We start from the raw sequence: 12,375 nt of genomic DNA, 5'->3' as shown, positions 1-12,375 counted from the left end.
TTATAAACTAATTTGTTTTTTTCATCAAAACTAATTAGAATTGTAACCCGGCTCGGTATATAGGTTTAATATTACCATTTAATATGTTCACCCTATACAATGGGAGCGTTTAGTTGTTGCTCTCTACAAGCTTTAATGGGATACCAACAGCTGAAGTAATCTTTTATAAACCATTACTGTTAGAAATGGATAAGAACAATATTACAGAAACATATGATTATCATACTACATTTATAAAATCCGCTATGGAATTAGCAGAACATTCTCCTTGTATAAAGAAAAAAGTAGGCGCTGTATTAGTAGAAGGAGGTCATATTATAGCCACAGGGCATAATGGGCCACCCTTTGGAACCTATCATTGTGAAGAAATGGCGCTTACTACGGGTTGTCCCAGAAGCATAAGAGGCGGTTGTGCCTTGTCGATTCATGCAGAACAAAACACTATTTTAAAAGCATTAGGCAGTTCCCTTAATTTAAAAGGCAGCACGTTATATGTTACGCTTTCCCCTTGTTTACCTTGTGCACGCATCATATTTGGGGTAGGCATCGCCAAAGTAGTTTATAAGGATTCCTATGCAACCTATAAGCAGCTAGCTATTGAGGAAGGATTGAACTTTCTCCATGCTTATGGTATAACAGTAGAAAAATATGACCTTTAAGGGATAGCTAACTAAAAGGTCTATAGCGGTTCATTTTTTGTAAATAAACAGGGAGCCGCTCCATTAGCGGCATATGGATATTTTTTTCTACTACCATGGATTAGACGGTTACAGGATAGAAGCGGATTGGTCCATGCTTTCTTTAGCCAGCTCGTGCTAATGCCTTAAGATCAATGGCAATATAAGGAGTTCCCATTATCTCCGGAAACCATTTATTTTTATCTTCTTTATTATCAATACGTTTTATCTCAATCCCTTGTGGGTCCAAAAGGATTATATCGCCATCCCCGCTTTTACCTTCTTTCTTGATACGATAAGGGATCTTTTGCATCATGTCTAGAAGGGGTATTTTCTCTTGACTTAACTTTCCGTTTCTTAGTTCTTCTTCGCATGCTTCTTTCAGCAAGTTATCCCCTATAGCAATAGCTGTATCAGGTAATGCCTTGATCAATATATCACGCATTTCTAAAGCTGGTGCGTTGATCATATAAATTTTATCTGCATGTAGCTGTAAGATGGTACGTGCAGCAAAGGCATGTAAGGATACGGAAATATTTTTGTGCGGTTGCTTTTGAAGCTTTTGATTTATGTTCATCTGAAATAGGGGAGATCGAAAAATACCCCAATGACTTGAAAAAGGCAGCCCATTAGCAGTAGACACTGTCATTACCATCTCTATATCATCATAATTCAGATTAGAGCTAGGTTCAACAATAGCAGCATAGGCTATCCAAAGTTCATCCTTATCCATATCCATTAGATAGAAGTTATTTTTAAATATTTCAAAAGAGTTCTGTGAGTGCTTGTACTTTTGCTTAATATCAGAAACTTTAAAAGCGCTTTTTATTTTTTCTAAAAAATTATACCAAAATCCCGAGTTACACCCACTAACAACACGTTCCATTATAAAAAAAAGATCCCCTTTTCTTTCGAAATATCGTTCAGGTTGCGCTGGGGTAGCAATAGGTTGCGCTGGGGTAGCAATAGGTTGCGCTGGGATAGCAATAGGTTGCGCTGGGGTAGCAATAGGTTGCGCTGGGGTAACAGTAGGTCGAGAGGGGGCAGTAGCAGCTTGAGATGATGCAGTGCTTATAGGGAGAACTACTCCTTTGTTCCCGTTTGCACTTTTAGGTTGAGTACCTATCGGCCTAGCTTTTTTAGGCTTGTTGCATGCAGATGCAATGAATAAAGTATATAAAAGTAAGTTATAAGCAATAAAACCAATACCCCAAATTTGATTTGTAATTATCTTCTGTTTGTTCAATTTTCTTTAATTTTTTTGCTCCTCTTTATTCCTTGCTCCTCCTTATTCCTCCTTTTTTTATTCCCCTCAATTTAACAATTAATTTAATTAATCCGTTTTAGCAATAATAGACTAATCAGTTAGGGCTTGTGGACTGGCTGCTTCTCCTTATGGTTTACCATATCTAAGGTCGTATTAAGAATGGAAGCAGTTATAATAGGAGTATGGATTATTTTATTAAGCTTTTAAGCTTAGCAACTGCTTGAGGATTCAGAAAAATCCATTTACCACGTGGTATGTTTTTTTTAGTAAAGTGGGCATACCTTATTCGGTCCAATTTTTGAATAGTATAACCAAAATGTTCAAAAATTCTTCGTACAATGCGGTTTTTTCCCATATGTAATGCTACGTTTAGTTGACGAGGGTTGTCTACTGCTATGGTTAATGTATCTACTTTAGTAAAGCCATCCTCTAATAGGATACTCTGTTGAATATTATGGTAGTGATCGGCTTGTATCGTCCTATCCAATACTACATGGTAATATTTTTGCACTTGGCTGGACGGGTGTGCCAGCTGTTGGGCCAGTGCCCCATCGTTGGTAAGTAAAAGCAAGTCCATTGTGTCATAATCTAATCGTTAGTTATTAATGTAAGGATAGCCTAGTGATCATTAACCTTAGGCTGCACGCTTAATAGCGTCAACTTGTATTTAGAAAAACACGCTGCGCAATAAATGCCATTCAATGGCATAGTGCTTTTAAGATATTCCATTGAATAACCACAGATATGCCCCTAGGCGTAGCAGCAGCTCAGTAAGCTTGGGCCAACTACTTTGCAAAGCCAACAATAAGCAAATTAGTTTACCCAGCTAGTAATAATAAGATCTTAAATAAAAAGATTAGCTTTATTCTATTTAAGATTGATTATAAGATATTATTATACAATAACCATATAATATTTGGCCAAATACCCCTATAAACTACCCAAAGCCCCTATTTCTACTAGCTAATCATTTATTATTATTAAAGTTTTTATTTAATTTTTATTTATTATAATTTGATTTATAGCCTATTTATAATTTATTCCAACTAATATTTTGCCATGCATGGCAAAGCAAATACCGCTGTTGCAACCATAAACAATATGCGCTGCTTTTCTACAGCTAGGGCATACAGCAGGGGGGAATGGTAAATACAATGTACGTTGGATGAGATATGGTTTTTAAATTTGATAATCAGTATATTTATCGCGCTCGAATTTCCCTTATGGGGCCATTTACATCACTACTTAGTAAAATAATTAGATATTACTAAATTATTTATTAGTTAATACGAAATTGAGACATGTGCTCAGCAAGCAATCTGGTAGGGGGCTAGCTAGGATAAGAGCAGTGCCTATTTGATTTGCCTTACTATTTATTTAAATTAGTTTAAATCTTACTTGTTCTTGACTGTTATGATTTAAGAGTGGCATAAGTGGGTGGTTATTATGAAAAAGCTTACACATACAGAAGAAGATTATTTAAAGGCCATTTATCTTCTTTCCAAAGACAATGATACTGTATTGGTTTCAACTACTGCTATCTCCGAATTTTTGCATACGAAGCCCGCTTCTGTTACCGATATGGTGCAGAAATTACACAGCAATGGGCTTGCTGTATATCAAAAATACCAAGGGGTACGTTTAACAGATAAAGGAAAAAAGTCAGCTGTAAAAGTCGTACGCAAACATTTACTTTGGGAAGTTTTTTTAGTGGATAAATTAAAATTTGAATGGAATGCGATTCATCAGGTAGCAGAACAATTAGAGCATATTGATTCTGACATGCTCATAGAGCGATTAGAAAGTTTTTTAGGCTATCCCTATTGCAACCCGCATGGCATTGTAATTCCAGATGCCCATGGAAAGGTTGTCGCTCAATCTAGTCTACTGCTTACGGATATAACGGAAGGAACAAGTGGTATAGTAAGCGCTATTAAAAATGAATCTACCGCTTTTTTACAATATCTTAGTAAAAGAAATATCCATTTGGGTACCAAAATAACCGTTATCGAAAAAATTTATTTTGATGAATCTATGGATGTAATAATTGATAATCACTTTAAAGTGAATATATCCCGTAAAATAACGGATCATATTATGTTAATACCATAGTGCATGCAAAAGTATTATAAATTACCTGTTTATTCTTTTTAATATACTGTACACAGTTTATTTAATGCCATTTAAATTAAAATTATATAAGAACCTATGTTAATTACCCGTATTAAGAACAATAGTATACACTTCTATAGATTTTGTCTTAGCTTATTATCCCTGCTATGCATTTGCAGTTGTGCCGATACCACTTCAGACAATGTGTTTACCATTCTTACCACTACAAGTATATTAGCAGATACAGTTAGAAATATTGTAAAAGAAGATGCCTCTGTGGTTAGTCTTATGGGGCCTGGTATAGATCCGCATACGTATCAAACTACACAAAAAGATGTTAAAAAATTAACCCATGCGGATATCATTTTTTATAATGGTCTCTATTTAGAAGGAAAAATGAGCGATTTATTAGGAAAGATAGCTGAGAACCGCAAAGTGTATGCAGTAGGGGATGCTTTAGATCCCAGACAGTTGATATATGATGCGGCTGTTTTTCCACTTGGCGTAGACCCGCATATCTGGTTTAATATAAAACTGTGGAAAGAAATAGTTGCCTTTATTAGCAGCAAGTTGCAGGAAGCAAGACCGGAATCAGCAGTTTATTACCAGCGTAATACAGCTGTTTATCTAGAAGCATTAGAAGTATTGCATCAGGAAGTAACCAGGCAGATTCGATCCATTCCAAAAGCACAGCGGGTATTGATCACAGCACATGATGCTTTTGGATACTTTGGGCGTGCTTATGATATTGAGGTGAAAGGTTTACAGGGTGTATCTACTGTATCTGAATGTGGGTTACAAGACATTCACCATATTGTACAGCTTATTTTAGAGAGAAATATTAAAGCGGTATTTTTTGAGACATCTGTTTCAGATAAATCTATGCGGGCGGTATTGGAGGGGTGCAGCCATTATGGATACAAAGTAAAGATGGGAGGATCCCTTTACTCAGATGCATTAGATGAGTCCAATACCCCAGCAGGAACATACTGTGGCATGATCCAGGCCAATACAAAAGCTATCGTTAATGCACTCAAATAAAAATGAAAGAACAGGGAAATAGTATTGTGGAAGTAGCTGGCTTAACAGTGGCTTATGCCAATAGTAAGGTTGTACTGCAAGAAATAAGTTTTAACTTACCATCCCATAAAATTATTGGGATAATAGGTCCTAATGGAGCAGGTAAATCTACCTTGCTTAAAGCTGCTATGGGTCTTATTGCTTATCAATCGGGTAGTATAAAGTTATTGGGAAGGGCCATTGATAAAGTAAGAAGGTATATTAGTTACGTACCGCAAAAAGAAACGGTAGATTGGGATTTCCCTGCCTCTGTCTTTGATATTGCCCTTTTGGGTAGGTATAACAGATTGGGTTTTTTTGAACGACCCAATAAAAATGATAAAGCCATAACCATGCAATGTTTAGAGCAAGTAGGCATGGCGCACTTGGCCAAACGTCAAATTGGAGAACTATCGGGAGGGCAACAGCAGCGTGTATTCTTAGCGAGGGCATTGGCACAAGATGCGACTTTATATTTTATGGATGAGCCCTTTACAGGAATAGATATTACTACTGAAAAAGCCATTATTACCCTTTTAAAAGAGATGGTAGCCGCAGGTAAAACTATTGTAGTAGTCCACCATGCTTTGGGATCGGTATATGATTATTTTGATTGGTTGGTACTGCTCAACCATAAACTTATGGCAGTGGGTACTACTAAAGAAGTATTTACAGCTAGGCTATTAGAAAAAACGTATGGGAGCCAATTCCCTTGTTTTCGGGATTACTCCAATGGATGTCCGTTGTAAATAAGCCCGCTTAGCAGCGTTCCTCTGCCAGCTGTACAAGCTACGCAGCTGGAAAAAGAGAGGAGAAAAAGGGGAGGGGAGAAAGCATAGTTAACTTTTCAAAAATAAAGCGTATACTACATTTGACACTTACCTTACAATAAATTGAGCGGAAAGAATGTTGTAAAGCCATGTTCCCCTTTTTTCGTCTTACCCTCATTTGGATAAGTGGGATTATAACGGCTTGTTGCTATCCCATAGCGCTGTGGATGACCTTATTATTTTTATTTATAGGATTTCTACTATATTTCTCTATTGTTTGGCTTTCTACAAAAGCCGCTTCTCTTTCTATTTGGTCGAATGGTATAGGGCTTTGGCTGATGTTTATGTTAAGTTATAGCCATACGATAGGGCATATAACCGAAAGACAACAAAATAGCCTATCTAAATGGCTATCCAATGATCAACTTTGTATAGCTTATCAAGTTACTGTTCAAAAAGTATATCCTCAAGCTACATCGAGCTGTTTAGCTTCTGTAACACATATTAAGATCCGTAACGATTGGTATCGGATGAATGATTTAATACAGCTTTATTGCTCTAAAAAATATGGCTATAAACCAACAGAAGGGGATACATTGCTTATTTTAGGTAAACCGATTCCCCTGGTACGTAATGCAGCAGCAAAGTGCTATGAACGCTTTATATATCCACAGGCTAATTATCGTCAAAGGTTACAAGGAACCAAACGTTGTTTTATACTTATAGAACAGCAACAAAATAAAAAATGGAAAGAAATATTACAGGACTGTTACAGAAGACTTTTACGAAAAGAAGTAAAAGAAACAGAAGCAATTGCCCTTATAGAAACACTTCTATTTGGTACAAAGGAATCATTATCATTTGTTTTACGTAAAGCTTATGCGGATACAGGCAGCATGCATGTACTAGCTGTTTCTGGTTTGCATGTAGGAATGCTGCACTGGTTTATAAGCAAACCCTTAACTTATCTGTTGCATAATGGAAAAATACTTAATTTATCCACTGTTTTTATACTTATAATTCTTTGGCTGTATGCTTGGTTGTGTAACTTTGCGCCTGCTATGGTACGTGCTACTATCATGCTTACCTTGGCTCGTTTAAGTTTAGGTATGGGTAGATCCTTAAATAGTGGAAATGGGTTAGCTATTGCTGCTTTTATTACATTGGTATGGAAACCTTTTTTATTGTTTAATTGGGGATTTCAATTTTCTTATATGGCAACCTTAGGGATGCTTTACTTGCAGCGCCCTATACAGAATAGTATACGCATCAACAACTATTGGTTACAGAAGATATGGGCCTCTACTGCACTGTCTATTGCCGCTCAATTAAGCACGCTTCCCCTCATTTTATACTATTTTAAGCAATTTCCGCTTTATTTTATTTTGGCCAACTGGATTGTCGTACCGGCTATGTTTGGCATACTTATGCTGAGCTTATTAGGGATAGTGGTAAGCTACTTGCCTATACTACCCAGCCTGTTAGGCTTTATTTTAGCTAAACTTATTTTCATTATCAATAGTTTTGTTACTTATATAGCCAGATGGCCTTTGGCTACGATAGATGGCTTTATGCTAAATGGTTATTCAGCCTGTTTGCTCTACATTGTGCTGTTTGCCACTTATTTCTTTTTTAAATATAAAAGGCTAATCTATCCCCTTATCGTAAGTGTATGTATTGCTTTTTTTTCTTTTAATCGAATAAGAAAAATTATAAAAGAACAAAATAGTTGTCAGCTGATTTGTCGTAATAACCAGACCTTAGCTTTTACGTTACGGGATAAGTATGAAAGTGTAAACTGTTCTGATTGGCAGGGAGCAGATCATTTACCGTATAGCTGCCATTATGGCGGCTATAGGCTAGCAGTTTGGTATAGAAAAGTTATTTGGGCAATCCGTAGCATTCCCACTGATTGGTACCATTGGCATAATGCTAAGATAAGGGTACATTATCTGCTTATAGAACCGAAGTTATTAGGGGAGCTTGATACGTTGGCTAAAGTTTGTACCTTGCAAACAGTAGTGGTATATAGCAAGCAAAAGACTAAATTAAATTACTTAATTAGATCTAAAATAAAGCAATTAGGTATAGAATTAATTTGGCTACAACCGGATAGCGAAAAAGTATTCACCTGGTCTACCAATAGCTAGAAAATTAATTTTTATTCACAATGCGTTTATATTGTGCTCATTACTCATTCTTTAAGCTGGGTTTCAGGTTACCCCTCCTAACTTTTTCTTATTGCTTTTGTGTGTAAAACTTATCAGTAGGAAACCAGCCAGTTCCTGTTGGCTGGGGCAATAGGTAATGGGCCATTAACATGGCTAGCCCGTTAGCTAGCATACAAAGGAAAGTACCATCTATACCAGTCATGGGTGCGACCCAGTGATTCCAAACTAGCATAGCTGACAAGCCGGTAAGCATGCCTATTAAGGCTGTATAGGAACTGCCCCGAAAGCCATATAATGCCAAGAAAAAAGGGGCTATTACAGTGGGAGCGTAAAAATGCATAGAAGACATCATTAATTCAATTAAATCCTTTTTATGAAAGGCCAATAGCATAGCGCATATACCCATTGTTAAAGCGGTTAATCTAGCCAATACAAGTTTATATTTATCTGTTAGCACTTTGCTAGTTTGTATGCTGCCTATTATATCATGGCTTACGATCACGGAGCAAACATTTAAATAAGAATCAGCCGTAGACATGGCCATAGCTAGTAAACTAATGGCCATGAATCCTTTAAAAATGGTTGGCATGCTCTCAAATATATAGGGCCAAATTTGGAGTGCTGATAATGTTGGCGCCTTAACAAAAAGGGAAAGTCCTATTAAAACTATACATACATTTATTATAAGCATGAAAGTTCCTGTATGTATCAACAGATTTCTAGCTTGTATAGGGTTAAAAGCCATATAGATCCGCTGAATGTTAGTGGGCATATAAACACAAGTTAACCTAGCTAAGAAAAGTGAAACTAATGCCAATAGTTTATTTGTAGTCAAGCAGCTATCCAACTGAAATTTGGGTTCCTGGTACAGGCTAGAAGCTCCCACGATCATTGGTTGGTTAGTTGCCTTAAGTATAAACCAGGTTGTACAAGGGATAACAGTAGTAAAAATTAAAAATTGTAATACATCTGTAAAAGTAACCGAACGAATACCGCCCAACATAGAATAGAATATAAGTATACAAGTAGCTGTTACTGTTAGGGTAATTTGCATTATCTTTGCGTTACCACTATTATCCAAATTTATACACATCTCAATAGCTCTAGTAATAGCAATAATTTGCATAGCTATGATAATAATGCAAGCAATAGTGGAAGCCAACGCAGCGACCAACCTAGGTCCCTTTCCATAGATACTTCCTATACTTTCTGCTACAGAGAGATGCTGCATAAAGAGACCCATGCGCAACATCAAGGGAGCCAGCAGCCAATAATAGATAGGATAAAAAGAGATAATTAGTACCCAAAAGAGCCCTTGTACATAAACTTGTTCTACAGTACGCAGCAACCCTGCTCCTCCATAAATTGTAGCCAACGTAGTAGCCACCAACGTAGCCGTAGCAAATTGCTTATTTCCTATGGCATATTCCCTAAAAGTATTTACTTTCCTACTGTAATATATCCCTATTACTAAAGTCAGTAATAGAAAAGCCACTATCATGATAAGCGGTAAATTATTGTGGAGTATCATTCTTAATAAATCATTAAAATTAAAAGGTCCTGATTTTATAACTATTAGATAGAGTGTTACAACACACAGCAACTGTGCTCAATACAGCTAAATATACAAAAATATATTGTTATCGAATTAACTATTTATTATGTATAATAAGCGGCTAAAGAAGAAGTTTAATAGAATTGCTCTATTGTGTAGACTGGTTCGAAGGGGGTATGGGTGGTTAGGGTAGTGGATCATATCCATTGTTACACCATGGGTGGCAGCGCAATAGTCTACGTACCGTAAGGCAGAAGGCTTTATAGAGCCCATAATTAGCAAAAGCTTTTTTGGCGTAATTCGAACAGCTGGGTTGAAAACGGCAACAAGGAAGTAAAAAAGGAGCTATCCATTGTTGATAGCACGTTATCAAGAAACAACAGCATAGTTTAATACCTTTGTAAAAGATAGAGCGCAGGCTTGTTATAGGGTTTTGTATGCCTATTCGAATAAGATAACTTGATAGCTGTTTTTGCATAGGGATAGTGTATAAAAAAGTAGTTACTAAAGTAGGGTCCCTCATTTTATAATTGGATAGTATTCTAATTTCTCATTAACTACTGCTATAACATAAAACATAAAAAGTATGTTGTGTGGTATGAGTAGCAGTTTGTCTATTTAATTAGATGCTTTTTAATTAAGTTTTTATATGTTAACTTGGTAAGGTTCTTGTCTATTTATGTAGGGAATTTATGGTATAAGTTAGTTAAATTACTTAAGAACTGCTATTTTTAATAACTGCATACAATTAAGAGGATGTATCTGTTTGCAATCCTTATGCAACAAGGTATTGGTTTTAAATATAGGGTTCTATTGATAGAAAGATTGATGCTGCAGAGGATAAGGTAGATTGCCTTGGGGTATAACGTCAATGAGCAAATAATTTTAGATAAAGAGAATGGAAATAATAGAGATATTAGGGTATAAGAGAACCAATCTTGGTAAAGCCGATTCTAAAAAATTACGAATAGGAGCGGAAGTACCTGGGGTTTTATATGGAAGGGATACCTCCTTACATTTTTATGTGCCTATGGCACTTTTGCGTAATTTAGTTTATACGCCCTATGCGCATTTTGTGGATCTAAATATTGAGGGAAGTGTTTACCGGTGTATTCTACAGGATATACAGTTTCATCCTGTTAGTGAAATGATACTTCATGTGGATTTTTTGCAAATTGTAGAAAACAAAAAAATAAAAATGCAAATTCCTATTGCATTCGTTGGTAAAGCGGTAGGTGTAACAAAGGGGGGAATCCTTTCTAAGAAAGAAAGAAAGTTAACGGTTGCTTCTTTTCCACAAGAAATGCCTTCTGTTATAGAAGTAGATGTTTCTGCACTTGATTTAGGTCAAATTGTGCGCGTGCACCAAATTCCAGCAAAAAACTATACTATTTTGACATTACCGCATACGCCAATAGCTTCTGTTGAGATTCCAAGGGCATTGCGTAGTGCAGCAAGCAAAGAAGAGAAAAAAAGTAAAAAAGCCTAATGAGGAGAGATTGTACAATTAGCGCCTTATAACCTTGTAAGAGGAAGGCTTTTATGTTATCTTACAAGGCAGCTTAAAGAAGAAAGGGTGCGCTTAATTGTTTTTATTTTTAATTTTATTAAGTTAATTGCTAAGGTTGAAAGTAAAGGGAGGATAGGTGAAGATAGCTTATTTAAATATTTTAAATGAAAAACAAATGATGATAGTGTATAGAAATTTGTCTTACTTTATAGTAGGTATCCTATTTGGCTCTGTAATAGGTATTATATTGGGCGTTTTGGTTTGTGATGAAACGAAAAGAGCTATAACAAAGGCTGTTAACAATAGAGCAAAATTGTTTGCAGGTGGCTTTAGAAGCAGTTCTGAAAAAGCCATGGATAATGTTAAAAGTTCTGTAGAAACAGTTAAAAATACCGTAAAAGATTTATAGTAAATTGTATGCGCAATGGAGTCTCAGGAGCCGGGGTGTTATGCCCTTACGATACAGTTCTTACCTTTAGGGATGGGTATCTAAGTAGAGGGAAAATCCCTAAGTAGGGTAAGGGGCTCCGTTGTATGTAATGGTAGGCAAGGAGGTATCATCAGAGGACAGAGTTAGGGGCATAGCCAATCATGGAAAGATGAAGCGTGTACATAGATGGAAAGGCAACGATAAAGCGTTTTGTGCGTGTATTATTGCTGCTGCTTTAGGATTATTTATTGTTATATACTGATGCTTAATAAGTTATGACTAAAAGAGGCTTGTTGCTATGGGGGGCGCTCCTAGGAGGGGTTTTGGTATGGCATCTTATACCAGATGCACAAAATAAAAAATGGAAGGAATCTTTTTATAGCTGGTTACAAAGGATTTCAATAAAGACTGTCATTCGGCCTTTATTGAAGTTGCTATTAGAAACTTTATCGACCTTGTATTTTAAGGCGGTCCTATTGGGTTGTATGTAAGTATAAAAAATTGAGGTTAGTTTCATGAAGCGATTTAAACGCTTAAATGGTACCGGATGCGCAAATAAAAAGGAGTACCTAAAATAGGTCAGTGAGATGAAGCAATGGCTGTACGAAGACAAGTTTGAGGGGGAGATGGCCAAGCCAATGGTAAGGGGGGTACTTTTATTTTACGCAGCGAGTCTGTGGTATAGCTTTATTTTTTTATAGTTGCTGGCTTGTAAGAGCAGCTTCCTTTATTGGCTCTTGTAGCATACAATTCAGCATTTAATTCACATTATTGTTGCTCGCATGCCCTTTACATAGGGTGTCTTTTAATAACTAACTATAGCA

11 protein-coding genes and 1 pseudogene are annotated in these 12,375 nt (G+C 36.3%); 8 read left to right on the top strand and 4 right to left on the bottom strand.

Annotated elements, in window-relative coordinates; translation table 11 throughout:
* Window positions 1–185: 185 nt before the first annotated feature.
* Window positions 186–659 carry a deoxycytidylate deaminase gene (locus DK880_RS00645; RefSeq protein WP_109997689.1) on the top strand — a complete coding sequence of 158 codons (474 nt, stop codon included), beginning with the start codon at window positions 186–188 and terminating at the stop codon, window positions 657–659.
* Window positions 660–801: 142 nt separating this feature from the next.
* On the opposite strand, the gene DK880_RS00640 is transcribed toward DK880_RS00645, so the two are convergent.
* Together DK880_RS00640 and DK880_RS00635 are read right to left on the bottom strand one after the other, a co-directional pair.
* On the bottom strand, window positions 802–1,923 hold the full coding sequence (locus DK880_RS00640) for a hypothetical protein (protein ID WP_109996926.1): 1,122 nt from the start codon (window positions 1,921–1,923) through the stop codon (window positions 802–804).
* A 208-nt stretch (window positions 1,924–2,131) separates the two neighbouring features.
* Window positions 2,132–2,527 (bottom strand): annotated as a pseudogene (locus DK880_RS00635) (pseudouridine synthase domain-containing protein); the annotation flags it as partial.
* Between the two features lie 863 nt (window positions 2,528–3,390).
* On the opposite strand from DK880_RS00635, the gene DK880_RS00630 reads away from it, so the two are divergent.
* The 4 genes from DK880_RS00630 to DK880_RS00615 all read left to right on the top strand — a co-directional run bounded on the left by DK880_RS00630 (window position 3,391) and on the right by DK880_RS00615 (window position 8,035).
* Window positions 3,391–4,056, top strand: a complete 666-nt coding sequence (locus DK880_RS00630) for a metal-dependent transcriptional regulator (RefSeq protein ID WP_109996924.1) — start codon at window positions 3,391–3,393, stop codon at window positions 4,054–4,056.
* A 96-nt stretch (window positions 4,057–4,152) separates the two neighbouring features.
* Entirely contained in the window at window positions 4,153–5,097 is a 945-nt protein-coding gene (locus tag DK880_RS00625) for a metal ABC transporter solute-binding protein, Zn/Mn family (RefSeq protein WP_109996923.1), read from the top strand.
* 2 nt (window positions 5,098–5,099) lie between these two features.
* Complete coding sequence (locus tag DK880_RS00620) at window positions 5,100–5,864, top strand: metal ABC transporter ATP-binding protein (RefSeq protein WP_109996922.1); 765 nt, start codon at window positions 5,100–5,102, stop codon at window positions 5,862–5,864.
* A 170-nt stretch (window positions 5,865–6,034) separates the two neighbouring features.
* The gene (locus tag DK880_RS00615) at window positions 6,035–8,035 is read left to right on the top strand and encodes a ComEC/Rec2 family competence protein (protein WP_109996921.1); all 2,001 of its coding nucleotides are present in this window, start codon (window positions 6,035–6,037) and stop codon (window positions 8,033–8,035) included.
* An 88-nt stretch (window positions 8,036–8,123) separates the two neighbouring features.
* Here DK880_RS00615 and DK880_RS00610 read toward each other — a convergent pair whose 3' ends face one another.
* Window positions 8,124–9,587 carry a sodium:solute symporter family protein gene (locus tag DK880_RS00610; protein ID WP_109996920.1) on the bottom strand — a complete coding sequence of 488 codons (1,464 nt, stop codon included), beginning with the start codon at window positions 9,585–9,587 and terminating at the stop codon, window positions 8,124–8,126.
* Between the two features lie 208 nt (window positions 9,588–9,795).
* On the bottom strand, window positions 9,796–10,089 hold the full coding sequence (yidD, locus tag DK880_RS00605; RefSeq protein ID WP_109997688.1) for a membrane protein insertion efficiency factor YidD: 294 nt from the start codon (window positions 10,087–10,089) through the stop codon (window positions 9,796–9,798).
* Window positions 10,090–10,509: 420 nt separating this feature from the next.
* Between yidD and DK880_RS00600 the strand changes: the two genes are divergently transcribed.
* The 3 genes from DK880_RS00600 (at window position 10,510) to DK880_RS00590 (ending at window position 12,042) form a co-directional block, all read left to right on the top strand.
* Complete coding sequence (locus DK880_RS00600) at window positions 10,510–11,100, top strand: 50S ribosomal protein L25/general stress protein Ctc (RefSeq protein WP_109996919.1); 591 nt, start codon at window positions 10,510–10,512, stop codon at window positions 11,098–11,100.
* 157 nt (window positions 11,101–11,257) lie between these two features.
* Window positions 11,258–11,530: a YtxH domain-containing protein gene (locus DK880_RS00595; protein WP_162534057.1), complete on the top strand. Its 273-nt coding sequence runs from the start codon at window positions 11,258–11,260 to the stop codon at window positions 11,528–11,530.
* A gap of 296 nt (window positions 11,531–11,826) precedes the next feature.
* Window positions 11,827–12,042 carry a hypothetical protein gene (locus DK880_RS00590; protein WP_109996917.1) on the top strand — a complete coding sequence of 72 codons (216 nt, stop codon included), beginning with the start codon at window positions 11,827–11,829 and terminating at the stop codon, window positions 12,040–12,042.
* Window positions 12,043–12,375: the final 333 nt, after the last annotated feature.

It is taken from the genome of Candidatus Cardinium hertigii, from assembly GCF_003176915.1.
GTDB lineage: Bacteria > Bacteroidota > Bacteroidia > Cytophagales > Amoebophilaceae > Cardinium > Cardinium hertigii_A.
This window is presented reverse-complemented; position numbering and strand designations above follow the sequence as displayed.

Bases quoted from the DNA above. Each gene is read 5' to 3' on its own strand.
- yidD (WP_109997688.1), bottom strand. From the start codon at position 10,089: ATGCAAAAACAGCTATCAAGTTATCTTATTCGAATAGGCATACAAAAC.
- DK880_RS00620 (WP_109996922.1), top strand. From the start codon at position 5,100: ATGAAAGAACAGGGAAATAGTATTGTGGAAGTAGCTGGCTTAACAGTG.
- DK880_RS00590 (WP_109996917.1), top strand. From the start codon at position 11,827: ATGACTAAAAGAGGCTTGTTGCTATGGGGGGCGCTCCTAGGAGGGGTT.
- DK880_RS00600 (WP_109996919.1), top strand. From the start codon at position 10,510: ATGGAAATAATAGAGATATTAGGGTATAAGAGAACCAATCTTGGTAAA.
- DK880_RS00615 (WP_109996921.1), top strand. From the start codon at position 6,035: ATGTTCCCCTTTTTTCGTCTTACCCTCATTTGGATAAGTGGGATTATA.
- DK880_RS00610 (WP_109996920.1), bottom strand. From the start codon at position 9,587: ATGATACTCCACAATAATTTACCGCTTATCATGATAGTGGCTTTTCTA.
- DK880_RS00625 (WP_109996923.1), top strand. From the start codon at position 4,153: ATGTTAATTACCCGTATTAAGAACAATAGTATACACTTCTATAGATTT.
- DK880_RS00645 (WP_109997689.1), top strand. From the start codon at position 186: ATGGATAAGAACAATATTACAGAAACATATGATTATCATACTACATTT.
- DK880_RS00630 (WP_109996924.1), top strand. From the start codon at position 3,391: ATGAAAAAGCTTACACATACAGAAGAAGATTATTTAAAGGCCATTTAT.